Genomic DNA, 21,535 nt, shown 5'->3' with positions numbered 1-21,535 from the left:
GTTAATATCAGAGCGAGTTTCTTCTACAACTGTAAGGTGTTCAATCAGGTTCATTGGTTGCGCCTAGCAATGGGATTGGCGCTATTTGATCATAAATTAGCTAAAAGTGCGATCCCGCCCTGGGGAGCTTATGAAGTTAGCGCTAGTAGTATTTAGCCTATCAAGGTAGCCGATGTCTAAATAAAATAATTAAGATGAAAATTTCTCTTGCTTCTATTTATCAGTTTACTTTGTAACAATGTCGTGTAATTGTTAGTCAGTATTATACCAGAGCATAGCGGTTTATTTAGGTATTTTGATAGTTAATAAGGCGTTATATTTATAGTTTAATTAATGAGGTTACAGAATATATGTCAAAGGAATTGAAACCTTCATCAATGAAAGTGCAAGAGTTTTTATCCAAAAATGGTCAAGACTTTGTAGTTCAGGAAATGCCTAGCTCAACTCGTACAGCTTCAGATGCCGCAGCATCTATTGGGTGTACAGTTGCTCAAATCGCAAAGTCACTAATATTCAAACATGGAGAAACCGGTGAAGCGGTACTCGTTGTTGCTTCTGGTTCTAACATGGTATGCGCTGACAAAGTTAGAAAAGCAACAGGTATTACGCTTACCAAAGCTGATGCTAATTTTGTACGTGAAAAAGTTGGTTATGCAATAGGTGGCGTGCCACCAGTCGCTCATAATTCATCAGTTCATACAATATTAGACGAAGACTTGAATCAGTACTCTGAGATTTGGGCTGCGGCGGGAACTCCTAACTCAGTGTTTAAACTAAATCCACAGAAGTTAAGTGAGCTTACTCAGGGTCAATGGATAGATTTAGCAAAATAAATATTACAAGTAGCTAAAAGATTATATATTGTTCATTAATGCAATTACCTTTTATAGGTATTTATGTGTGCTGACCCAATAATGGTATGGCTTGTTGATGACCGTTTGCTTTCAATTGCTTGCATTTGGTCTATTACAGTGACAAAACGTTGGGAAAGCTGCTTTCTATGGTTAGTCGAAAATATTTAAAACTATAGCTGCTAAGCACTTTTAAAATGATGAAGTATCACTTGTCACTTGAAGTAATTAAAAAATTCGAGGCTTAAGAATTATGATTATTAAAAATAATACCAATAGAAGCATAGTTAGATTAACAAATGATATTAATTTAAAACAGCCTGTATATATAATGTTAACTTGACAATGTCTTTTTAATTCTTTTAAAATGCGCCACTTTTTTTAAGGATTAAATTATGAAAAAGACCATCATTTCCCTCCTTTTAGCGACATTACCGATTTTTATTTCTGGTTGTAAAACTGCTTCTAACACTGAAAGCACAGAAGTAGTTAAAAATACGATAGAGCTTGGCAGTGCTGAGATTAAAAAATCAGGTCATGCACAGCCTCTTTTTCAAAACAACCAACTTGTGGGGTATGAGTTTAAAAAAGGCTTTGCCGTACCTGCTGAGCTAGGAAACTTTTTTGGCTTTAGCTATCAAGTGAATCAACTAATCAATAGCACGACAGACAATCCAAACAGTACGGGCTATGTTGCGACTAAAGTACCAGTTACTGTAACGGTTGTGCATCCAGAGATCATGATCAATGGAAAACCAGAAACAACCTCCTCTTGGGAAGATACATTATATTTTGGCCGTGATAATTTTGCGATGTGGAAGTTTGAAAACGCGAATGAGCTTGTTAACGGTAAGTGGACTATATCTGTTGCTTATCAACAGAAAGAAATCGCGACCAAGAACTTTTTTGTGCGTGTACCACCAAAGATGCCGAAAAAAGTGACTCAAGTTTGCCAAGTCGAAATTGATAAGTTTCCACGTGCTTTGCAGCAAGCAAATACAGCATGTTGTACGAACAATGATGCACAAGCATGTTATAACTTTGCATGGCGCGGTCTAGAGCGTATACGAGATAAAAAAGGCGCGGCATTATATTATGCAAAAAGCTGTGAACTTGGTGATATTTCAGGTTGCCGTCAAGCAGCAAAAATGGCAACGACCCCTGAAAAGCGCGATGCGTTTTATCATAAAGGTTGTGATTTAAAAGATATGGATAGCTGTATTGAAGTAAATCGGTTGAATTAACCTCGACTTGATTCATACGCTATCAGTTTGTATGAGGCAGGAACACCTGCCTCGTCATGCAAGCTAACCCCCACTTTTTGTGGCTTTATTTGCCAATTTTTTTGTGTGTTTGAGCAATTCAATACTACCAATCGCACCGTGACCAGGAACGACGATCTCTACATTAGGGTATCTTGATAGTACAGCAGCAACAGAATGCGGCCATTGCTCAATTTGAGCTTCTCCAGTATAGCCTAAGCTCTGCGATTGAAGGCTACGCACAAAACATCCTCCAAATAGCAATTTTGATTTTGGTAGCCAAACCACGATGTTATCAATTGTATGCCCGCCACCAGGATAAAAAACTTCTAATAAGCCGTCAGCTAACACAAATTTATTCTTCTTGATAGAGTGCGTAGCTTGGGTCTTGCCTGCTTTTTCTAGCAAGTTATTGGTAAGGTCTGTTGCATAGGTTGAGACTCCATGTTCATTGAGCCATTTAATACCAGCGGCTCTGTCATCATGAGAATGGGTAGATATACTCCCTAATAAAGTAAACTTCTGCGAGTGTATCCAATCAACTAACTTTTCCGTATCTCGAGAAGACCATGGGGTATCGATAATAAATGCCTTCTTATCTTCAACAACAATTAAGCCGTTTGCGCTTACCAAACCCCAGCCGGCAATCTGACTATATGATTTATGAATAAATACTCCCGGAGTCACCGGTTCAATTTCTAGCTCAGGTATTATTTCGTTGGCAGCAGTGTAACTGCTATATAAAATTGTTATAATTATTAAGTAATACATAGTCATGACCTATTTTTATGTGAAAAACATTATCCTCATTACAAATTGAACCAAAGCTTAACCTGAGTGGTATTAAACTTAATACAATCAGGTATTACAAGCTAATGTGATGTAGACGTGTTACAAAGATATTTCGTTAAAAAATCGCTTTAAATTTTATTTTAAAAAATAGGAGCTGTAAAAGCATGGTGCTGGATAAAAAAGAGATTAAGTCACGTTATGAAATATCAAAGCCAGTATACGGTGATGGATATAATATATCGTTGAAATTGGGCAAGGATGAATTGCTGACTAGCTTTGTTTCTAAAAAAGAAGATTTGGCAGCAAGAGTTGATAACATTAGAGAGTTTGCTGGTGATGAAATAAACTTTCATGTGATTAAAATGGACGAGGAGGAAGGCTTCTTTTTTAAATTAAGTAAGAGTGACAAACTTTACCGAGGCGATATATTGGCTTCAAGTGATATATTTGACTTTAGAAGTGAAGTAGAGTCGTTAATTAAGAGGGTGATACGAGAGTCACAAACAGTTGAAGTAGTTGATAATCCTGAGTAAGCACAGCAAACAATTTAATAAACCCACGACTTAGTTGTTGTGCTTAGCTCATTGGCAGTGTTAAGTAATGTTTAATTTATGCTTGTCATGTAACCGAAAAAACCAAACTCCATGATAAAAACGAAAACGATCTTCAAGCACGCTCAGTCCAGTATTTTGGTGCTCCCTAAGCGCTTTTTGCTATGAAATATGGCTATCCAAGGGGTCCCATCAAGCATATCTTAGTTTCATTGAAAATAACGGAGTGTTAGACAAGCTAAGTGCATTTCTTTTTGCACCACCAAGCATTAAATGCTTCAATATAACCGAGATCTAAAGGCTTAAGTGTTGAGTCTTTGATGCACTAATTATTAATTGATTTCGGGCAAGAAATAATGCCTGTGTAATCTTAATTAAGGTTTCTCTTTTATTTTTTAATTTAGGTTAAATGAAATATTATGTTGTATATTTTTGGAGGTCTCCCTGCGACTGGTAAAACTGAACTTGCTAGATTTCTTTCATCAATGTTCGGTGCAGTCCACATACGAGTTGATACAATAGAGCAAACATTAAAAAATAGTGGTGTTAGTGATCTTTACGATGAAGGTTATAAAGTTGCTTATGCCCTTGCACTTGAAAATCTGAAAAATGGTATTCCAGTAATTGCTGATTCAACCAATCCGGTAGCCGCATCTCGGGAAGCATGGTTGAATGTTGCGCGCACAGCAGAGTCATCGTATATCGAAATCGAAGTGATTTGCTCTGACCAAAAAATACATCGTGAGCGTGTAGAGAAAAGGCTGTCAGATATTCCTAATCTTATATTGCCGTCATGGGAAAGCGTAACGTCAAGAAAATACCAGCAATGGCAATCAGCTTGTATCGTGCTAGATACCTCAGGTAAAACACCAGAGCAAAGTAAGCAAGAACTGAATCGATTAATTGTGGCTCACAATGAAAAAAAGGATGGCTCTTTATAGACTCAACACCGAATAGCTGTGTATTCCCAAATTACTTTCGCTCGTACTATCAACAAGATCCCGATAGCTCAAGATAAACCAATAGCTGAATAAAGTGGTACTACTCCCATTTTTATTTTGGTATGTTATATTGTATCAAAGCGGCGGTGGGAGTAAGCGAATGAAACGACAAATTCTGGGAGATAAAATAGCAATTGGGTTATCAATACTGTGTATTTTTCATTGCTTAATTTTCCCATTATTGCTCATCGCCCTACCTGTTATGGCAAGTGTCGCGGTACTGTTTGATGAGTCGTTTCATCAATGGTTATTACTGGCAATTGTACCTATCAGTCTACCTATTCTTACACTTGGCTGCATGCGCCATAAATCTACAAAAGTATTTTTGGTCGGTGTCTTAGGTATAGCCTTGCTGCTCACACCTTGGCTAATCGGGGAGGATAGAGTCAATGAAGCACTTGAAGTGTTTTTGACCGTAATAGGCTCCTTAGCCTTAGTTTATAGCCATTTCAAAAATTATTCGCTGCGCCAGTTTATTGACTAAAAATACATTATATCGGGAAACAAATATGAGTAATTGTGTAGCACAAGATAGATCTACCCAACTAAGCCATTACCAAAGTGCTGATCAAGCCAACGTGCTAACCAAAATTTATCAGCCAGAGTGCAATCTTGCGGTATGGCAGCAGTCGCTATCAAGCCAATTACAAAAACAGATAAATGACTTTTTAGAAACGGCGCCTGACATAGATATAGTAGCGCAAATTGCCGCTAACAATATTGCTGTTGAGATGAAAGATGCGCTCAGTCGATTACGTATAGATGATGAGATTCTAGTTTATATTACCGGCATAGTTGACATGTTTAGTTGTCTATTTGACTTAACTGTAGTGGGGTTACGACTTAAAACTTTACATTCTGCGATGTGTCCTAAATTCCATGTCGATAAAGTACCAGTAAGGTTGGTCACGACTTTGGCTGGACTTGGCAGCGAATGGCTTGATAATAACTTAGTTAAAAGAGAGAATGACAGGCTGATCATTGACTCTAATGTAACAGTCAGGTCTTTAGAATGTGGTGATGTGGCGCTTTTAAAGGGGGAACGGTGGGCTGGAAATGAAGGCAATGGTCTAGTACACCGCTCTCCTAAAACGGCAAATCATCAGAAAAGACTACTGCTAACGTTAGATTTTATTGCATAAACTAGGTTAATTATGACAACAACACTAAAAGCATTACTGCTCGCGTTTAGCGCTTCGATAACGATTGCTGGGTGCAGCTCAACAGAAGAGGGGTCGACTTCAGTTGCACCGCTCAAAATAGCGTCGTGGAATATTGAACATTTAGCTTACCCTGCAAGTTCAGGGTGTAGACCAAGAAGTCAGGACGAAATATTGGCGCTACGCCAATATGCTGATGGTTTAGATGCTGACGTTATTGCGCTCCAAGAAGTAGACTCGGTAGCTGCTTTGGAGCAAATTTTTCCTGTACAAAAGTGGCAGCTGGTATTATCGGCGAGAGAAAATAGCCGTACGTATGACTGTAGAGGAAGTAGTTACACATCGACGCAACAAAAAACCGCTTTTGCAATAAAAAAAGAAATAGCACTTAGCAATGTAGAGAGCTTTGGGCCGTTAGCGATGGGAGTTGAAGGTTTAAGGCATGGACTAGAAGTCACTTTACAGACTCAAACTGGTGAAGTATCAGTACTCAATGTCCATCTCAAAAGCGGCTGTTTTGTCTCCGATTATCAAGACTCTGATAGGCCAGCGTGTCAGTTATTGGCTCAGCAACTACCAGTGCTGAAATCATGGATCCAAGCGCATGCTGACGAGCAGTATGTAGTGCTGGGGGATTTTAACCACCGCTTGAGTCAGGACGGTAACGTCTTTTGGCGAAAACTGATTGATAACCAAACTCTAGAACAAGTTCCGCTGGTCAATGTGACAAAACCTCTACAGGGCTGTCATCCGCGTTACCCTGTGCCTATTGACCATATTCTAGTGAGCAAGGCGCTGGCAAGCTCAGTTGCTATTGAACCGAACGTGCATTTTTTTGCTGATATGCAAGAGGACAAAATGCTAAGTGATCACTGTGCTATTTCAGTGTCGATGCGTGTGCAATAAAACATAATACCAATTTGACTTAATACTTGCTCAATTTGAAGGAGTAAACCTGACGCTAACAGCGTTAAAAATTTCTCATTTAGAACAACTAAATAGCAAAATTTTTGCCTTGCCTACACGGATGTAGGTACCTTGGCGATAGCAGGACGCGGTAGCGGAGTTATCGACAAGATTTTCTCGCCTCAAAATAGACCACTTAATTAAGCAAATTGGTATAAAAAGGCGAGCACATTATTATCTGTGCGCGCCAATTTACTGTAGATAGCGTACTTTTCACAAGCTATGCTAGTGCATTAGAACGTCCAGTTTAGGTTAGCAAAATAGGTTCGACCTATCGTATCGAACAAGCCACTGTCGGTTCCCAAGTAGTTTCTTATCAAGAACGTTATTCGCACCAAGGTTAAAACGCAGAGTGTCACTGTAGAAATAAGACGCCGTTAAGTCGGTATAAATCATAGTCAGCGTCTTAAATGGTATAGCGAAAGATGCGTCATAATTTTCTTTACGTTTTTGCATGCCAACATAGCGGGTAGAAGCGCCAAATCTGAACATATCATTCTCATAGCTAGGACTTAGCGTCGCTTTCCACTCAGGGAAAGCAAATAAGCTCCAAGTCTAGTGTCACTCCTTCTGCAAAGAGCTCTTTGCGCTTCTCCACGTGAGCTGGATTTGGGTAGAACGCCTAGTTTGAATTAGCATATGGCCTATCTTTTGCGTTAACTTGGTCTTCTTCATTATCAAAACCACAGGCTATGTTGTTTCTTGACAGTATAATGTAGGATAAGTCAGGCTTTGAGTAACATTACCCATAATAATAAAAATAATGACAGGAAGTTTTATGAAACGATATCTATTTTCCCTCTTAGGTTTAATTGTCATCGCCGCCGCTGGTTGGACGTTTACCCAGTATCAGTCTTATTACACTTCAGATTATGTTGATGTAGTGTTGTCTTCAGAAGTGCTTAATGAAGATCGCAAGGTCTTTATTCGCCTCCCAAAAGGATATGACAAGGCACATAGTTATCCACTCATTATTCGCACCGACGGCAACTTTAATCTCGCCCGTTGGGATGAGGTATTAAGCAGCCTTGCCGAACAAGGTAAGGTAGAAGATGCCATTTTAGTGTCTATTCCCAATCAATTTTGGACGCAGACCCGCAACCGCGACTTAGTGCCGCCTTATGCTCGACAAGATGTTGCGATTGAGGCCCGTCCAGAGAGTGACAATGATCCTGCCATTTTTGGTCGTGCAGATAGGTTTTTGCGGTTCATTGAAACCGAACTTTTACCTTATCTGGAAAAGAACTACTCAATTAATGACAATCGTATCTTAAGCGGATTCTCTGCCGGTGGAAGTTTTGTACTTTATACCATGGTGACTAAACCTACGCTTTTTGATGGCTACTTTGCTTTTAGTCCTGCGGCGTGGTACGACGACTCCGTTGTCGTAAGAGAATTTGCAAAAAGCCTAGCCAATATTCAAAGCAAACCTAAGTATATTTACCTCTCCATTGGCGGTGCTGAGAATGACATCATTACGGGTTCATTTCACGGCTTATTAGATGCACTTGAACAGCATGCGCCTGCTAATGTGCGATGGGGGCACAGCATTAGCGAGGGCGCAGGGCACTCACAAAACCCTGTGGTTTCAGTGCCACTTGCGTTAAGTGAATATCATCACTTTAGAAAAAATCAGTTAATGTAAGTGTTGCAATGCTTTGATTTCATAGAACAAATGCTTTTGTTCGCGTTCACTTAGCCCTTCAAGCTTAAGCATGGCTTGGTAGGTCTTTAGTAGCGATGGCTTATCTCCTTTTTGCTGATAAGCCATTGCCAATTGTCGCAGTGCATTGAGGGATTCTGAGTTGTGCTGGCTCACAAAGCTAAATAGGTTGATGGCCGCTGTGAAGTTACGTTCGAATAGGGCGGTATACCCTAGCGAAGTCAGTGCGTCGTAGGGGTAAGCCTTGAGTCCATATAGTGACTTAGCGATGGCGACATGCTTTTCCAGCTGAGTGACACTGGCAGCCGCTACTTTCAAGGATGGCTGATAATGGTTAAAGAGGTGCTGCAAACCATGATAGTAGCTCGGGTAGACGACGCTCATATGGGTTTCGCCGCTAAAGTGCTGCGCTTTGAAGTCAATTCCATTTGGCTTTCGCCAAGCATCATTAAGACGTTGAAAAGGCTGCGTTATGATTTCACTTTCGTCTGCCATGCTGATGTAGATACACTTGTTGATTAACGCTTTTGCCAGTAAGTCATTTAATAATCGCTCTTTATCCCACCAGAGGCTTGGACTTGCCAACATCACACCATTAAATAAATCGGGTTTCTCAAGTAGCGCATAGGTTGCAAACAGCCCGCCAAATGAGTGTCCTGCTAACGCGCGATAGCCTGATGTTCGATAATGCTTGTCTACATAAGGGATGAGTTCTTTGTCGATAAATTGCAGTAGCATTTCTGCACCGCCCGGATTTTGCTGCCGTGTTGAACCTGCAAAATGTCCCAGTACCGCAAGGCTGCCTTTGCGATAAGATGGGGTCAGATCTCGAGTGCGGTGTTCGTTGGTTTCGACCGCAACAATGATAAGTTCCGGTATTTTATGTTGTTGTGCCAAGAAGCGAGCCGCTGAAGCGGTATGTTCAAGATTGCTCTGACCATCAGTTAGATATAACACTGGATAGCTTGTATTGCCTTGCTCATAGCTTGGTGGCAGGACGATATGAACCGTTCTTTTTTGCGAAAAATAAGCGGACGAAAGCTGCAGTGTCGAGTTCGGATCTGCTGAGTTATTAGCAACAGCGCTACCAATTGACAGCAATGTAAAAATAGCCACGATAACAATGTGAGTAACTAACTTAGTTTGCATAACCGCTCGTTCCTTTCTTAACAATCATCGCTAATTTAACACGAGTCAAAACGACAAGGAACGAGTTATATAGCGGCGCTTAGGGGTTATTTGTTTTGTCTTGAGCTTTCCAAGGTCACTATTACTCCATTCTTATTGGTGCTTGCGTCCTCTCTAGTAGTTTAGAAAAGATAGGTTTTAAGCAAAAAAGAGAAAACACTGAAACGATTGCCATCACTAAAATGCCAATTAGTGGAATAACATAACCAAAGGTAAAACTAGCACCGACTACGTGTCCCAATATGCATTCTGCGCGGTAGATTGGATAAAATAACCCAGCTATCAATAGTCCTAAGGCTGTATACATGGTGAGGCTTTGGTAACCGAACTCCCAAAGGGCTGATTGCAACAAGCTAAAGATTAACATCACAAAGAATGCGACCAAAAACTCAGTAGGAATAACTACGGGGGCTGTTTTTTTAATGCTCTCTGTTCCACTTGCTTTATGAAGCCGCAGTGCAGTAAGCCAAGCTAATACGGGAATTATGATAATTCCCCATGCGTTAGATACTGCTGGAAGATCTGCTCTGTGAAGTAAGTAGTGACTCACTATTCCGCCATTTAAATGTTGCCACATCAGCGTTGATATCACGAGTAAGATTGCCGATGTAATTAGGCCTTTGTTGATTTTGTTCGCTTTGACTAAAAGCATGTTTCTACTCCTAACTAATTAAACTGTAATTTAACTAAAAAAGACCGCTGAAATGCGTGGCCACCACATCATGACAGCGGCCGCGCAAACGCCTATCGCGGTGATCACAAAACCTAAGCTCATCATCACCGCGATTATCCACACCGGTGCGCTAGCTTTGGTTTGGCGTTTTGCCCAAAAGTAGAGTTCTGCGAGTGTCATTGGTAGCAGATAGCAGGCAAACGAAATAAATATATCGACGGGGCCATCTAAGGTTGCGGTATTGCCATTGAAGCCTTGGTTGACCATGTACCAACCAAACAAATAAAGGCGAAACGTCCACACCCCATTAACCAAGAAAAAACTATGTACGGCATAGCGTTGATGTGTAGCGATATTTTTTTGTATGGCTGTACGCCAAGCAAAAAATATCGCAATGGGAATTAATATACCGTTGAGTGTGATACCAATGGCACCAACATCGCTTAGCCTAAGGCCGGTTACCCAAGTGAGGTATAACCCGGTGAGTGCGCCCGAAATACCGAGAATAAAAAATACTCTTCCGTTGTAGCGGTGAAAGCGTGGAAAGTGTTTTCGTACCGTAGGAATAAGCTGTAATAAGCCGCTGGTGGCCAAAATCACAGCGGGTAAAACATGGCTAAAAAATACCTTGGCATCTTTTGTGTGTCCACTCGCAGGAGAAGCAGCTGCACTTTGCTCTGTGAGCCCTGTGATGAGCGGGATGGCATATAGGCTTAAGATGTAAACAGCAAACATCCATTGCCCGAGTAATGCAACACATACCCAGCTCTTTGCAGCACCATTCAATACGCTAAAGGGATTTAAGGAAACTCCTGTTGAATTGGTCAAGTTGAGGGAAGACAAAATACTTATCCTTATAAATCAATAAATTTGATATATAAAATGACAAGGTTTTTCGATCTCGTCGCTTTGATTTTGAAAATCAAAGCAAAGAAAGTTGGCCAAACTTTGAAAATGGTGGTGTTAAGTTTACTTACAAAGTTAATTTGAATGCTTTTGGTGTGACTGTTAGAGTTTCTGTGTCTATCAATATTCTTTCAATCACCATGACAATTGAAAATTACTATCTACTTCTGCTTAGCCTATGTTGTACTTTGGTTGTTGCTCAGCTCTTTGTAAAAGAAAAAAAAGCAGCACATTTACTCTTTGCTTTAGTGTGCGGTTCAATAGCACTGGCTACGACCAAAAAACTAACTCAAGATTCCTTAAATGGTTATCAGTATTTAATTGGCATTGGTGCTTGTGTGACCTGTAATGGGTTCTGGTTGCTTGCTCGGGCATTATTTAGAGAAAAAAATGCCATTTTACAGAGACATATTGTGTTTGCAGCTGCCATTGCTGCTTTGGTTGTGTGGCGACAAGGCTATTTGTTTATCGACAGCCAGTTACACATGAATGCTGGCGGATTCGTGGAGTGGCTTAACAGTGCGGCGTATGAGCTTACCCTATTGTTGTCATCTAGTGTGCTCATGTTGGCATTTTGGGAAGGGTGTCGAGGATTCTCCCAGTCTCAAGGGCCAGAAAAAGCACAAAGGGTGCTGTTTTTATGCGCTTATTTTATTTGTGTCGCAGGCACCAAATTGGCCGAAAATCGCTTTGCCGATAATCGTGAGGTTCAAGAATGGGCAGTGACAAGCGCAGCTATCCTCATCATATTGACAGCGCAAGTGTTACTGTATTGGCGATTTTCATCTCAACGTACAATAACATCCGTAAGGTACGCTAGATCAAGTGAGTCAACGCAAGCCGAGGGTGATAGTGAACTTCAGCAGCAGGTCGAACACTTTCTTATTACGCAAAAAGGATACCTCAAAGAAGGGTTAAAGGTTGCTGATTTAGCTCAGCAATTTAATCAACCGGAATATAAGATAAGCCGAGTGATACGACAAAACTTACAGGCGCGAAATTTCAATCAATTGGTCAATGAGTTAAGAGTTGAGCATGCTAAGGTGTTGTTACAAGACCCCACTAAACAACATTGGCCGGTACTTGTTGTTGGACTGGAAAGTGGTTTTGCGTCGGTTGGACCATTTACTAGAGCATTTAAAATCACCACGGGTACCACGCCAAATCAATTTAGAAAACAAACTAACCACATGCAAGTGCTACGTGAAGCACAAGAGTAAGTGGCAATTAATCTAGCTTGGTCAGTTTGTATTGTAGTTGCTGAATAGGCAATTCTATCGTCTGCGGGTCAAGATTTGGTGTAATATCACTGACCGGAAAAACGTTATCTATTTCTACCGCATTCGCAATGGCGTTAGTATCGCCATTGGTTAAAAAAGTAAGTTGGGTGTAATCACTGGGCTGTAAGCCATACCGAGCCAGCGTTGCCTTTAAATCTATACTGTACTCGTATGCGGCTAACAGGCTACCTGCGTTATCGTTGTATCTACAGATCCGCCATTGATAGCTACTTTCGATAAACTCCAGTGCCCAAATTCCACCTTTATCTTGGATCATTTGCTGTGGTTGTTTGCAGGGCTGGGGTAGGGGGAGCAAACGGCTGTGAGACCAAAGCCCTTCGTGGTTTTGGCATAGTGAGTCGCTTTTACCAAGGTCAATAATATGCGAGCTTAGACCATACTGGCAAAACTGGGAGGCGGGAATGAAAAAGGGCGCGCTGCGTTTGTTAAGTGTGCCAAACGCAATATAGCCCATTAATACCTCAGACTTAGTCATCCAGCCAAGGTAAACATAGTCATCATCCTGCCAGCTTGTTGATGCGATTTTCCCCTGCTTAACGGTGTTAGTTAGTTTGAAATGGTCGCTTTTGCCATTAAATGTACACGTCAAACTATCTTGTGTAGCGTCGATGTTGCATGATTGCAGAGCTTGATTCTGTGATAGCCGATTTATTTTAACGTTTGGCGTTTGATGAGTTAGCGCAGAGGTGAACTTAGCCGCAGCAGACAACTGGCCGGTTTGATCTTGTTTAAAACGACATTTAGGCTGCACCTTTGAGGAATTGAGCACGACATTACCATCAAGTACTGCAAGCTCGCAGCTATTGACTCGGGTACAAGCTGTGAGCAGCACAACGCCAAAAAAGGCAATCCAGATGTTTTGCAAATTACAATACTCATTGATTATCAGCTACATCCTATAAACATAGCTGATAACACCTCGATTAAGCAATATGTGCAGCAATACCCGACTTTCCCATCGCGACTTCGGATTTTAGCATTTGGCCGTTGATATAATCGCCACTATTTTGTTTTCGGTAAGGGATTGGCTTTTCACGAAATACGTGTGTTAAGCGCTTTGACCAACTGGTAACTTCATCAGCTATACGTTGATTAGGCTCGCCTTTGGCGTCGAAAATAACATGGTTTTGTAGAACGTCCATACCTGGGAAAAACAAAGTCCCGTGCGTTATTGGGAATAGTAATTCGTCCATTGTGCCGTTTATCCCTAAAGGAGAGTAATCCTCATAGCCACCACCTGTAGTTACACAAATTAATGCTCGTTTTCCCTGTAAAATTCCCTCGCCGTAGCGCAATTGGTTTCCTTTGTTTTGATAGCCGTAAGCAAAGCCATAGGCATAGACTCTATCGAACCAGCCTTTGAGTATGGCGGGCACGCTGTACCACCAAAGCGGAAAGTGAAAAATAACCAAGTCGGCAGCCAACAATTTTTGCTGCTCTTGAATAACGTCTTCGGTTAGGGTGTTTGAGTAATATGCTTTGCCAGACGCTGCAATAATCGCAAGTGGTGCTTGTGAGTCATCTTGCGGGAAGTCGGTTGCATCAATTACTGCCTTCCAGTCCATTTGGTATAGATTTGAAGTTTGAACTTGCAAGCCCATACGCGTTAAGGTTTCGACGCTTGTCTTGGCGAGTGTCTGAGTTAAGGAAGTCGGCTCTGGATGTGCCGATATCACTAGTGCGGATTTAGTCATGATAAGTACTCTGTAACGAATAGGAGTTGTTACTATCTCTGTAATCTTGCTATAAATAAAATTGAATATATTTACTCAAGGTATAAATTAAATGGATAGTAAAAAGATGGACTTAAATCTGCTTCAGACTTTGGTGGTGCTACTGGAAGAGTGCAATGTGACCAAAGCGGCAGATAGGCTGAACCTCAGCCAACCAGCAGTAAGTACTCAGTTAAGTCGGCTACGAGGATTATTTGATGATCAGTTATTAGTCCCTATTCATAAAGGCATGCTACCAACTGCCAAAGCGATTGCTTTGCTGCCGGAACTTCGCACCGCGATGAATCTAGTGAGTAATGTGTTAGTAGAGCATCAAGATTTTACCCCTGAAACGGCCAATTTAACTTTTAAAGTGGCATGTACAGACTATATACAGCTGATGGTGATGGCAAAGGTGATACAGCGTTTAAAAGTTGCGGCACCTAATATCAAGGTCGTGCTTTGCCATTTGAAAATAGCAACGCTTGCAGTCCAGCTGCAAAACTCAGAACTTGACTTGGCATTAATGTCGCCGGAATGCGGGCCTGATTGGTTAAGATTTAAAATCTTATATCAAGAGAAGTACGTGTTGATTGGCAGGAAGCACCATCCGCAGCTAAAGCCAAAAATAACAATTGCAGATTATGTGAAGCTTGAACACATTGTGGTCTCTTTTGAAGGGAGTAGCACCTCTACATTCGTTGACTCAATCTTGCAGCAATATGGTAAATCGAGACAGGTAATGACGTCAGTCCCCTCGTTTTTATTGGTTCCAGAACTGGTAAAAAATACAGACTTAGTTGCGCTCATCCCAGCTCGTCAGGCATCAAAGCTCGGAGCTGATTTTACGATCGTTGACAATCCCATACCAGACTGTACTTTTGATGTCGCAATGGTATGGCACGAAGTGCAGCACCAATATCCAGCACTTCGTTGGCTGCGAGCGTTTATAAGTCAGACTATGGCTGAGGTTTTTTAATTAGTTAGCCTTGCTTCGCGTTTTGCCCATTATTGTGGAGCTCACCATCGTTATCGTAATATCTGTCTTCTTCAACAACAACTTGCAGTGCCAGCCAAGCTTGATGCGGAGTAAGAGACCAAAATAATTGACCGTGTTAGCAGAGTCTTTAATCGAGCGGAGGGGGTAGGAGTGAAATCCATTACAGCGTACCATTTTTACCAAACTATCCACATATAGTTTAGGCTAAATACCCAAAGCTCAGGAGAATGCATACCGAACTAAAAAAGCCTAAACAAAAAAGTGATACTCATTGCTTAGGCTCTCATAGTAGACGTTATATCGCTTTGATGTCGGTTATTGCTGCTCCATCTGCGTTAATTTATCGCCAATCGGGCGAGAAAAGTTGTAGCCATCATATTTATCCCAGTTGATTGACCACGTCATGACACCACCGAAGTTTGGATAGGCTCTGCTCGGTTGAATCGTTCCGCAGTCTACTCCTTTGGTTAAGCAATCTAGGGCACTGATTATGTTCCCGATAGGTGCTTGTCCTGAATTGGCGGATTGTGGTCCTGAAGGCAGTCCTATTGCAACTTGGTCGTCCCGTAACGGCGCAAAGCGGCTACCATCAGCAAGGTCAAAGCCCTCGATTAACATTTTGGCATGTGCCACCATCATATTGACCGAGCCTTCAGGCGCACTGCCAGGCTCGTAGGGGTTAGGTAATCCACCATTATTGTAAAGCTGGACATGGAGTAAATCTAAGGTATCTCGTAACTCATTGATAAGAGGAATATACGCTCCCCAAATACCTGAGTAGGCAATCATCCCGCCGTGAACATAAGGGTGCTCCGGAGCCATGGTTAGCACCATGTTGCCACCAATATTTTGTTCAATTTGTTTGATTGCGCGTGGTAGTCTTGCTTGGATCTGAGACCCATGCACGAGGTTAGAGCCACTTTCTAAATCAATATCCAAACCATCAAATCCCCATTCCTGAATGATGTCGGTTAAGCTACGCACAAATGCCGCCTCATCCGCGTCGGTGTTTAGTGTAATCGTTCCTTCAGCTCCACCTAGGCTTAATACAAAAATTTTGCCTTGGGCCTGTAGTGCTTGCATATCTGTTTTAAATTTAGCCGGATCGATAGGAGGGCAGTTAGAGCGAATATCCTTTTCAAATGGTTTAAAATGTACCGTACCATTTGAGCTTCTGTCATTTTCTGCAAAAGCGATATCAATGACATCCCAAGCCTGTGACATCTGATCAAGGGGAATGGGGCAGCCTGCTGGATTGACAAAGTTGTGCCAGTAACCAATGAGCTTGTGTTTTTTCCCAATCGGTTTATCAATAACCTTAAGCGTAACACCGCTGCTTGATACCTGCTCGTTGCTGTCATTAGTGGCTGTTACATGAAGGGTTTTTGCGCCTATGGACGTGGGGGAATAATTATATTTAAAAGGCGCAGAGGTGTCAGTATTGAGCAATACACCATCAGCATAAAATTGAACTTGTGTTACTTGTCCTACAAAAGCAGTAGCTTGAGCAATTAACTGGGTTGAGTTACCAAGCGTAAGCTGGCTACCGCTAGTGGGAGCCAATAGATCAACTGCAATAGGCTGATCAGTGACATTAATAGTAATGGTTTCTTCACTTTGGTTGTTTTCATTGTCCATCGCTTTTGCTGTTAGAAGCACAGGCGTGGCCGCTGTAGGTGTAAACTCATAGTTTAAGCTGGGTTGGCTCACACTCGAAAGCAGACTGTTGTCAGCATAAAGTGATAAATTAATGATGCTGCCATCGGGGTCTTGTGCATTGATGGATATAGTTGTCGGAGTGTTAATTAGCACCGTGCTATTATTGTCGGGAGTCGTAAATGTGACGTTCGGTGCGATAGCGCAGAGTCCTAAATCACTCCAAGCATCACGCCAATGTTGGCCTGTACCAGGTTCATAAGCCCACAGCGCATTAGAACTACACCAGCCTGAAACATCACAGCGGTATTTGTGATTATTGTGTGCGACAAGCTCACCAGCACGATAACTTTGTCCAGCACGATAGGATCTTAATCCTTGGCAACCACCTGCGGTTTTGCTTAGCACTTCAATTGCTACACTTGCTTCGCTGATAAGTCCTTGGTTATCCCTAACTTTAACATTGAGCTGAGTAATACCAAGCGGCAACGCTTGCCACTGAACTTGGAATGGGGGAGCTGTTAAGGTTGAAATCGTTTGGCTATTCGCACTGATGATAACTTCTGTAATACTGCCATCGGTGTCTTCAGCCGCAACATCAATATTTACTATGTCGTTTTGATAAAATTGTTGGCCATTAGTTGGGGTGTTTACCGATACCGCCGGAGGCAGGTTTGTACCGTTGGCCTTGACAGAAATGGTTGCTGAACGAGAAGTTGTGGAGTGCCCTTGAGCGTCTGTCGCAATCGCACTCAAACTATGTTCACCCAGTGCTGCGCGCCATGTTGCTTGAAAAGGCGGGGTATTATCAAATGCAATACTCTGTCCATCGACCAAAAATTCCACATAAGATAAATCACCATCGATATCACTTGCATCTGCCGATAAAACAGCGCTGTCATTTTCACCCAGCACAGCGCCATCATTAGGGCTTGTGAGTGTAATGCTTGGTGGATGATCTTGACCTGAGCTACATATACCGAGATTTTTCCAAACATCATAGGGGCCTGAGTATGTCGTCGGGTCTTCGTTTTGACTATACCACTTGGCCTCAAATGCTTGGTTTTGAGTTTGAATAAGTGCGCCTTTTTTGTAGACCTGCTGTTGTGACCAATTAGCTAACGTACTGCAATCATATGCAGCAGCTTGGCCTGCAATGGTCAACAAACTACTCGTCCATATTAATTGAAGAATAGAAGTTGGTTTCATATTAAATCCTTACATGTTGTATGTTTTATAAGCAAAACGGTAACAGCATATAGGTAAAAAAATAGTTAATCAACATGGTGGGTGAGAGGTGCTGAGCTAAATGTAGCGATATCACCACAATGCTTTATACCTTTTTAAAACAATGTTTTAGTTATTTTTTGCCGTATCGTCCATTCAGGTTTAAAGCATATCTATCGGTGATTTTGTAATTTTTATGATTTTTTCTTTGTTGTTGTTGTTTTTTTGTTGAATGTTTATCGATTGTGTGACAAGTTAGAGTTGATGACAAAATCAAAACACTAAACTCTTATTTCAAGGAAATGATTATGCAGTTAAAATTAAAAAAATCATCGCTGAAGCAGCTTAACGAGAAGCAGCAAGTATTGCCCTTGCAGCAAACCCCTAATGTAGGTGGGGGAGCTGAACCAAATACGAGGATCCCGTGCCGTTTAACAGAAACATTAACGGGTGATTTTGCCCATTGTCGTTGTTAGTGAGTAATACCAATTAGTTTTAACACGTGCTCAATCTGAGGGGAGAAACCTGACGTTAACTGCGGTAAAAATATCCTATTTGGCACAACTAAATAGCAAAATTTTTGCCTTGCCTACAGGACCTAGGTACCTCGGCGTGAGCAGGATGCGGAAGCGGTGTTATCGACAAGATCCCCTCGCCTCAAAATAGGTCATTTAATTAAGATGATTGGTATTAGATCTTTTAATCACTAACACAATTAATTTAAATAACAAATCAAGGACAAGAAAATGAAACTTAAATTTAAAAAAACAGCGTTAAAACAATTAGACAAACAGCAGGATTTACCACAACAGCAAACCCCTAATGTTGCAGGTGGTGTGAGTGGTTTTCGTTGTCGCCCACCAATGTCTGAAACAGGCAATAGATATTGGCAATGTGAGTGCTAATAGCTCGCTTTTATAACAAAAAGCTCACTCTGTGAGCTTTTTTTGATGGTAAAAATAAAGGTGAATACCTCATTAACCTGAGTTGTAGATAACTAATATCTTTCTAGCAGCCAGTTTTAGCCGCCAAGTGGCTTGAATATCTCTCAATATCCAGCCGATTCCTTATTCAGCGCTTTGATTAACTCATTTTCATATAATTTAAGGATTTACGTATTTTATAACGTCTAATCAAATTCAAGGGTTTGCGTTTTAAGCCTGTATCAATAACCGCTTCTGTAGCTGCAAGCACACGATTAGCACTTTGCCCGTCACGATAAGGATGAACTTGTAAGATATATTGTTCGATCCGCGCCTTTTGCGTGTCTGATAGGGTTAGTGCTTGCTTTACCGCAGCGGGTAGTTGCTGTGGATCAGTGATATTGATCAGTGCGTCTTGAGGTTGATGATTGTTAAAGGTGATCACAGGTTTGCCTATTAACAAAGATTCATCAACCGCACTTGAGGTATCTGAAATTACGACATCTGCCTGTTGGATAAGTGGGATCAAGTTATCATCACCCGCAATTTCAAAATCATCAATGGCTTCAAGTTGGGCATATAACTCTTGCCATTGCGTTTTTGTTTTTGGGTGAAACTTGAGTTGGATTTTGTAGTCACCAGATTTGGCAAGCTGCTTAACCTGTTCGTATAGTGCCTCTAACGAGCTCAAATTTGGGGAGAATGTTGGCGCGTAAAGTAATACTGGCTTTTCGTTATGACACTTGGTGTAATCAAAATACGGGTCAAGTTTTGGCCAGCCGGTTTCGATGACAGAAAAGTAGCCATGTTTTTTCGCTAATGCTTCAAACGGTTTGGTCGTTAGTGGACCATGGGTGCAATATAAATCAAAAAAGCCCCGGATCCCAAAATGCCCTTTCTTTTTGTACTCCAAACCATGGAAGACTTGTACTTTTGCCCCTGGGAAAAAGTCTGGTACAACGTTGCCTGGTACAAACACCGCCCTTGGATTAAACGCTTTTACAGCTTCTACAGTAGTGAGCTCAAGCTCATCATCTCGCAGTGAACTTGATGCCACTTCTTGGCCTTTTAAAAACCACTTCACGATTGCACCATTTGCTCGGATCGCATCTTGTAGTGGTCTCAAGATAGCAAAGCTATATGGCTGTTCAACATAAAAAAGGTAGTGTTTAGGCATCGGAAGTCACTTTAAAAGATCAATTGATTAATGCAGTTTCACCGCTGATGATACCGTTTTTATCACTTTATTACAAAGTTTTGACAGAGCCACCGTACTTGAAATCACGTTATATTCACGCTCGACTTTGGTCTTACTTTACCTCGGGTGTCCTTGTAAAACGCTGGTGTGTTTCTAACCCTACTTGAGCTGCTTCTAGCATAATTTTATCCATGAGTACCTGTACTGACTCAATCTCTCGTATTAGCCCTTGAGATTGACCAATGAATTGCACACCGTGCTCTAAGTCACCATGGATTGTTGCTGCTTCAAGCTTTTCTGTGGCCGCGCCAAACAGCGAAAGCAATTTGATTTTGTCGAACTGAGACAGTAAACCTAAGAGTAGTTTCCAAAGTGGCATGTCGACCATTTTTGCTGCTTTAAATGACTTCATTACTGCGACGAGAAAGTGCATAGGGCGACGCGTTGCCTTTTCGGCCATGGGCGTTTTCATTACTCGAGCGTACAATCCATCAAAGTTTTTTGAGTAAATTGTTTGCTCTACATCTTTTTCCACAACTGTATTTTTAACATGTTGGTGTAACGGACTTTCTTTGGATGTTGCGAAGCGGGAGCCCATTGCTACACCACTTGCACCCAAAGCCAGTGCAGCGACTAAGCCTCTGCCATCAGCAAATCCACCAGCAGCGATAACAGGAATGTCAACAATATCGACGATACTTGGTACAAGACACAGAGAAGTCACAGCACCACCATGTGCTGCTGCTTCGTGTCCCGTCACAAGCAAGGCATCCACCCCAGATTTTTGCGCCGCAAGAGCATGCTTTTGGGTTACCACAGTGGCAATAACTTTCCCTCCATACTGCTTAGCAGCTTGCACTATCCAGTCTCCTTTACCGAGAGAAAAGTTAATAACAGGCACTTGTTCTTCGAGCGCGATTTTTGCGTTTTCTTTTGCTCCGGGCATCATTAAGGTAACACCAATACCAAATGGTTTATCGGTGAGTGTGCGTATTTTCTTGATAGCTTGACGCGTTTCGTCTTGACTGAGAGGGCCCGTCGCCAGAATGCCTAAGCCACCAGCATTACTTACTGCCGCAACTAATTCGGGTACTGAAATCCAGCTCATTCCAGGTAATATAATAGGTTTTTCAATGGCAAATAATTCGGTAATAGCGGTTTTCATTTTTCTTATTCTACTGGTCTGATGTGTTGGTGAGCATAGCTGGAATTTGCTGTAAAGTGAACATGCAGATACTCTCTTGTTGAAACTTTGAGGAGTAATACTGTTATATTGCCTGAATACTTTGCGTTTTTATGGTTAATTTTTGGCTCGGAGGGATGATGAACGTTATAGTACTATTAGTGTGTTTAATCGTAGCCTTAGTGATTTTAGTGCCTTTATTAGAGAAGCATCAGCAACGTATGGGGCTGGATAAAATGCAGAAATACAGCAAATATGTATTTCCGCTATTGATGGTAACCTTGGTCATCAAGTTTATATATATGCTGCTGGTTGAGTAATG

The 21,535-nt window shown here is 41.5% G+C and carries 23 protein-coding genes; 13 read left to right on the top strand and 10 right to left on the bottom strand.

Going from position 1 to position 21,535, the window contains the following annotated elements; all coding sequences use genetic code 11:
* Positions 1-350 precede the first annotated feature (350 nt).
* The gene (locus tag F9Y84_RS15820; RefSeq protein WP_128732284.1) at positions 351-833 is read left to right on the top strand and encodes a YbaK/EbsC family protein; all 483 of its coding nucleotides are present in this window, start codon (positions 351-353) and stop codon (positions 831-833) included.
* Positions 834-1,246: 413 nt separating this feature from the next.
* Positions 1,247-2,095: a DUF3859 domain-containing protein gene (locus tag F9Y84_RS15815; RefSeq protein ID WP_147391315.1), complete on the top strand. Its 849-nt coding sequence runs from the start codon at positions 1,247-1,249 to the stop codon at positions 2,093-2,095.
* A gap of 63 nt (positions 2,096-2,158) precedes the next feature.
* Here the strand turns inward: F9Y84_RS15815 and blaDIM are convergent, their stop codons facing one another.
* On the bottom strand, positions 2,159-2,884 hold the full coding sequence (gene blaDIM / locus F9Y84_RS15810; RefSeq protein ID WP_128732286.1) for a DIM/SIM/IMP family subclass B1 metallo-beta-lactamase: 726 nt from the start codon (positions 2,882-2,884) through the stop codon (positions 2,159-2,161).
* A 185-nt stretch (positions 2,885-3,069) separates the two neighbouring features.
* On the opposite strand from blaDIM, the gene F9Y84_RS15805 reads away from it, so the two are divergent.
* From F9Y84_RS15805 to F9Y84_RS15785, 5 genes are all read left to right on the top strand, one after another.
* Positions 3,070-3,438 carry a hypothetical protein gene (locus F9Y84_RS15805; protein WP_147391314.1) on the top strand — a complete coding sequence of 123 codons (369 nt, stop codon included), beginning with the start codon at positions 3,070-3,072 and terminating at the stop codon, positions 3,436-3,438.
* Between the two features lie 437 nt (positions 3,439-3,875).
* Positions 3,876-4,397, top strand: coding sequence for a P-loop nucleotide/nucleoside kinase family protein (locus F9Y84_RS15800; protein ID WP_147391313.1), 522 nt, complete (start codon positions 3,876-3,878; stop codon positions 4,395-4,397).
* Between the two features lie 160 nt (positions 4,398-4,557).
* A complete protein-coding gene (locus F9Y84_RS15795) occupies positions 4,558-4,941 on the top strand; it encodes a MerC domain-containing protein (protein ID WP_147391312.1) in 384 nt (127 codons plus the stop codon).
* Positions 4,942-4,966: 25 nt separating this feature from the next.
* The gene (locus F9Y84_RS15790) at positions 4,967-5,599 is read left to right on the top strand and encodes a DUF1826 domain-containing protein (RefSeq protein WP_147391311.1); all 633 of its coding nucleotides are present in this window, start codon (positions 4,967-4,969) and stop codon (positions 5,597-5,599) included.
* 12 nt (positions 5,600-5,611) lie between these two features.
* Positions 5,612-6,523, top strand: a complete 912-nt coding sequence (locus F9Y84_RS15785; protein ID WP_147391310.1) for an endonuclease/exonuclease/phosphatase family protein — start codon at positions 5,612-5,614, stop codon at positions 6,521-6,523.
* A 312-nt stretch (positions 6,524-6,835) separates the two neighbouring features.
* Here F9Y84_RS15785 and F9Y84_RS15780 read toward each other — a convergent pair whose 3' ends face one another.
* A complete protein-coding gene (locus F9Y84_RS15780) occupies positions 6,836-7,075 on the bottom strand; it encodes a hypothetical protein (RefSeq protein ID WP_147389148.1) in 240 nt (79 codons plus the stop codon).
* 286 nt (positions 7,076-7,361) lie between these two features.
* Between F9Y84_RS15780 and F9Y84_RS15775 the strand changes: the two genes are divergently transcribed.
* Entirely contained in the window at positions 7,362-8,228 is an 867-nt protein-coding gene (locus F9Y84_RS15775) for an alpha/beta hydrolase (protein ID WP_128732596.1), read from the top strand.
* Here F9Y84_RS15775 and F9Y84_RS15770 read toward each other — a convergent pair.
* From F9Y84_RS15770 to F9Y84_RS15760, 3 genes are all read right to left on the bottom strand, one after another.
* Positions 8,220-9,395, bottom strand: a complete 1,176-nt coding sequence (locus F9Y84_RS15770; protein WP_147389147.1) for an alpha/beta hydrolase-fold protein — start codon at positions 9,393-9,395, stop codon at positions 8,220-8,222. The genes F9Y84_RS15775 and F9Y84_RS15770 overlap by 9 nt on opposite strands.
* A gap of 121 nt (positions 9,396-9,516) precedes the next feature.
* Positions 9,517-10,086 carry a hypothetical protein gene (locus tag F9Y84_RS15765; RefSeq protein ID WP_147389146.1) on the bottom strand — a complete coding sequence of 190 codons (570 nt, stop codon included), beginning with the start codon at positions 10,084-10,086 and terminating at the stop codon, positions 9,517-9,519.
* Between the two features lie 30 nt (positions 10,087-10,116).
* Positions 10,117-10,950, bottom strand: a complete 834-nt coding sequence (locus F9Y84_RS15760) for a DUF2306 domain-containing protein (RefSeq protein ID WP_147389145.1) — start codon at positions 10,948-10,950, stop codon at positions 10,117-10,119.
* Positions 10,951-11,126: 176 nt separating this feature from the next.
* Between F9Y84_RS15760 and F9Y84_RS15755 the strand changes: the two genes are divergently transcribed.
* Positions 11,127-12,233 (top strand): helix-turn-helix domain-containing protein, encoded by a 1,107-nt coding sequence (locus tag F9Y84_RS15755; RefSeq protein WP_244297222.1) that lies wholly within the window; start codon positions 11,127-11,129, stop codon positions 12,231-12,233.
* Positions 12,234-12,240: 7 nt separating this feature from the next.
* Here the strand turns inward: F9Y84_RS15755 and F9Y84_RS15750 are convergent, their stop codons facing one another.
* Both F9Y84_RS15750 and F9Y84_RS15745 read right to left on the bottom strand, forming a co-directional pair.
* A complete protein-coding gene (locus F9Y84_RS15750) occupies positions 12,241-13,179 on the bottom strand; it encodes a hypothetical protein (RefSeq protein ID WP_225740761.1) in 939 nt (312 codons plus the stop codon).
* A gap of 58 nt (positions 13,180-13,237) precedes the next feature.
* A complete protein-coding gene (locus F9Y84_RS15745) occupies positions 13,238-14,008 on the bottom strand; it encodes an NAD(P)H-dependent oxidoreductase (protein WP_128732602.1) in 771 nt (256 codons plus the stop codon).
* 91 nt (positions 14,009-14,099) lie between these two features.
* Between F9Y84_RS15745 and F9Y84_RS15740 the strand changes: the two genes are divergently transcribed.
* Complete coding sequence (locus tag F9Y84_RS15740; protein ID WP_147389142.1) at positions 14,100-15,005, top strand: LysR family transcriptional regulator; 906 nt, start codon at positions 14,100-14,102, stop codon at positions 15,003-15,005.
* A gap of 336 nt (positions 15,006-15,341) precedes the next feature.
* Here F9Y84_RS15740 and F9Y84_RS15735 read toward each other — a convergent pair whose 3' ends face one another.
* Positions 15,342-17,891 (bottom strand): Ig-like domain-containing protein, encoded by a 2,550-nt coding sequence (locus F9Y84_RS15735; RefSeq protein WP_147389141.1) that lies wholly within the window; start codon positions 17,889-17,891, stop codon positions 15,342-15,344.
* 326 nt (positions 17,892-18,217) lie between these two features.
* On the opposite strand from F9Y84_RS15735, the gene F9Y84_RS15730 reads away from it, so the two are divergent.
* Both F9Y84_RS15730 and F9Y84_RS15725 read left to right on the top strand, forming a co-directional pair.
* On the top strand, positions 18,218-18,385 hold the full coding sequence (locus tag F9Y84_RS15730; protein ID WP_167508224.1) for a hypothetical protein: 168 nt from the start codon (positions 18,218-18,220) through the stop codon (positions 18,383-18,385).
* Between the two features lie 270 nt (positions 18,386-18,655).
* Complete coding sequence (locus F9Y84_RS15725) at positions 18,656-18,814, top strand: hypothetical protein (protein WP_167508223.1); 159 nt, start codon at positions 18,656-18,658, stop codon at positions 18,812-18,814.
* 178 nt (positions 18,815-18,992) lie between these two features.
* Here the strand turns inward: F9Y84_RS15725 and F9Y84_RS15720 are convergent, their stop codons facing one another.
* Together F9Y84_RS15720 and F9Y84_RS15715 are read right to left on the bottom strand one after the other, a co-directional pair.
* A complete protein-coding gene (locus F9Y84_RS15720; protein ID WP_147389140.1) occupies positions 18,993-20,009 on the bottom strand; it encodes a UDP-N-acetylglucosamine 2-epimerase in 1,017 nt (338 codons plus the stop codon).
* 133 nt (positions 20,010-20,142) lie between these two features.
* Positions 20,143-21,195 (bottom strand): NAD(P)H-dependent flavin oxidoreductase, encoded by a 1,053-nt coding sequence (locus F9Y84_RS15715; protein WP_147389139.1) that lies wholly within the window; start codon positions 21,193-21,195, stop codon positions 20,143-20,145.
* 158 nt (positions 21,196-21,353) lie between these two features.
* Between F9Y84_RS15715 and F9Y84_RS15710 the strand changes: the two genes are divergently transcribed.
* Complete coding sequence (locus tag F9Y84_RS15710) at positions 21,354-21,533, top strand: hypothetical protein (protein ID WP_128732058.1); 180 nt, start codon at positions 21,354-21,356, stop codon at positions 21,531-21,533.
* Positions 21,534-21,535 lie beyond the last annotated feature (2 nt).

It is taken from the genome of Pseudoalteromonas peptidolytica (assembly GCF_012641745.1).
In the GTDB taxonomy this organism is placed as follows: Bacteria; Pseudomonadota; Gammaproteobacteria; order Enterobacterales; family Alteromonadaceae; genus Pseudoalteromonas; species Pseudoalteromonas peptidolytica.
The sequence above is the reverse complement of the archived record's forward strand: the minus strand, read 5'-3'. Positions and strand labels throughout refer to the sequence as shown.

Bases quoted from the DNA above. Each gene is read 5' to 3' on its own strand.
- F9Y84_RS15820 (WP_128732284.1), top strand. From the start codon at position 351: ATGTCAAAGGAATTGAAACCTTCATCAATGAAAGTGCAAGAGTTTTTA.
- F9Y84_RS15815 (WP_147391315.1), top strand. From the start codon at position 1,247: ATGAAAAAGACCATCATTTCCCTCCTTTTAGCGACATTACCGATTTTT.
- blaDIM (WP_128732286.1), bottom strand. From the start codon at position 2,884: ATGTATTACTTAATAATTATAACAATTTTATATAGCAGTTACACTGCT.
- F9Y84_RS15805 (WP_147391314.1), top strand. From the start codon at position 3,070: ATGGTGCTGGATAAAAAAGAGATTAAGTCACGTTATGAAATATCAAAG.
- F9Y84_RS15800 (WP_147391313.1), top strand. From the start codon at position 3,876: ATGTTGTATATTTTTGGAGGTCTCCCTGCGACTGGTAAAACTGAACTT.
- F9Y84_RS15795 (WP_147391312.1), top strand. From the start codon at position 4,558: ATGAAACGACAAATTCTGGGAGATAAAATAGCAATTGGGTTATCAATA.
- F9Y84_RS15790 (WP_147391311.1), top strand. From the start codon at position 4,967: ATGAGTAATTGTGTAGCACAAGATAGATCTACCCAACTAAGCCATTAC.
- F9Y84_RS15785 (WP_147391310.1), top strand. From the start codon at position 5,612: ATGACAACAACACTAAAAGCATTACTGCTCGCGTTTAGCGCTTCGATA.
- F9Y84_RS15780 (WP_147389148.1), bottom strand. From the start codon at position 7,075: ATGTTCAGATTTGGCGCTTCTACCCGCTATGTTGGCATGCAAAAACGT.
- F9Y84_RS15775 (WP_128732596.1), top strand. From the start codon at position 7,362: ATGAAACGATATCTATTTTCCCTCTTAGGTTTAATTGTCATCGCCGCC.
- F9Y84_RS15770 (WP_147389147.1), bottom strand. From the start codon at position 9,395: ATGCAAACTAAGTTAGTTACTCACATTGTTATCGTGGCTATTTTTACA.
- F9Y84_RS15765 (WP_147389146.1), bottom strand. From the start codon at position 10,086: ATGCTTTTAGTCAAAGCGAACAAAATCAACAAAGGCCTAATTACATCG.
- F9Y84_RS15745 (WP_128732602.1), bottom strand. From the start codon at position 14,008: ATGACTAAATCCGCACTAGTGATATCGGCACATCCAGAGCCGACTTCC.
- F9Y84_RS15740 (WP_147389142.1), top strand. From the start codon at position 14,100: ATGGATAGTAAAAAGATGGACTTAAATCTGCTTCAGACTTTGGTGGTG.
- F9Y84_RS15735 (WP_147389141.1), bottom strand. From the start codon at position 17,891: ATGAAACCAACTTCTATTCTTCAATTAATATGGACGAGTAGTTTGTTG.
- F9Y84_RS15730 (WP_167508224.1), top strand. From the start codon at position 18,218: ATGCAGTTAAAATTAAAAAAATCATCGCTGAAGCAGCTTAACGAGAAG.
- F9Y84_RS15725 (WP_167508223.1), top strand. From the start codon at position 18,656: ATGAAACTTAAATTTAAAAAAACAGCGTTAAAACAATTAGACAAACAG.
- F9Y84_RS15720 (WP_147389140.1), bottom strand. From the start codon at position 20,009: ATGCCTAAACACTACCTTTTTTATGTTGAACAGCCATATAGCTTTGCT.
- F9Y84_RS15715 (WP_147389139.1), bottom strand. From the start codon at position 21,195: ATGAAAACCGCTATTACCGAATTATTTGCCATTGAAAAACCTATTATA.
- F9Y84_RS15710 (WP_128732058.1), top strand. From the start codon at position 21,354: ATGAACGTTATAGTACTATTAGTGTGTTTAATCGTAGCCTTAGTGATT.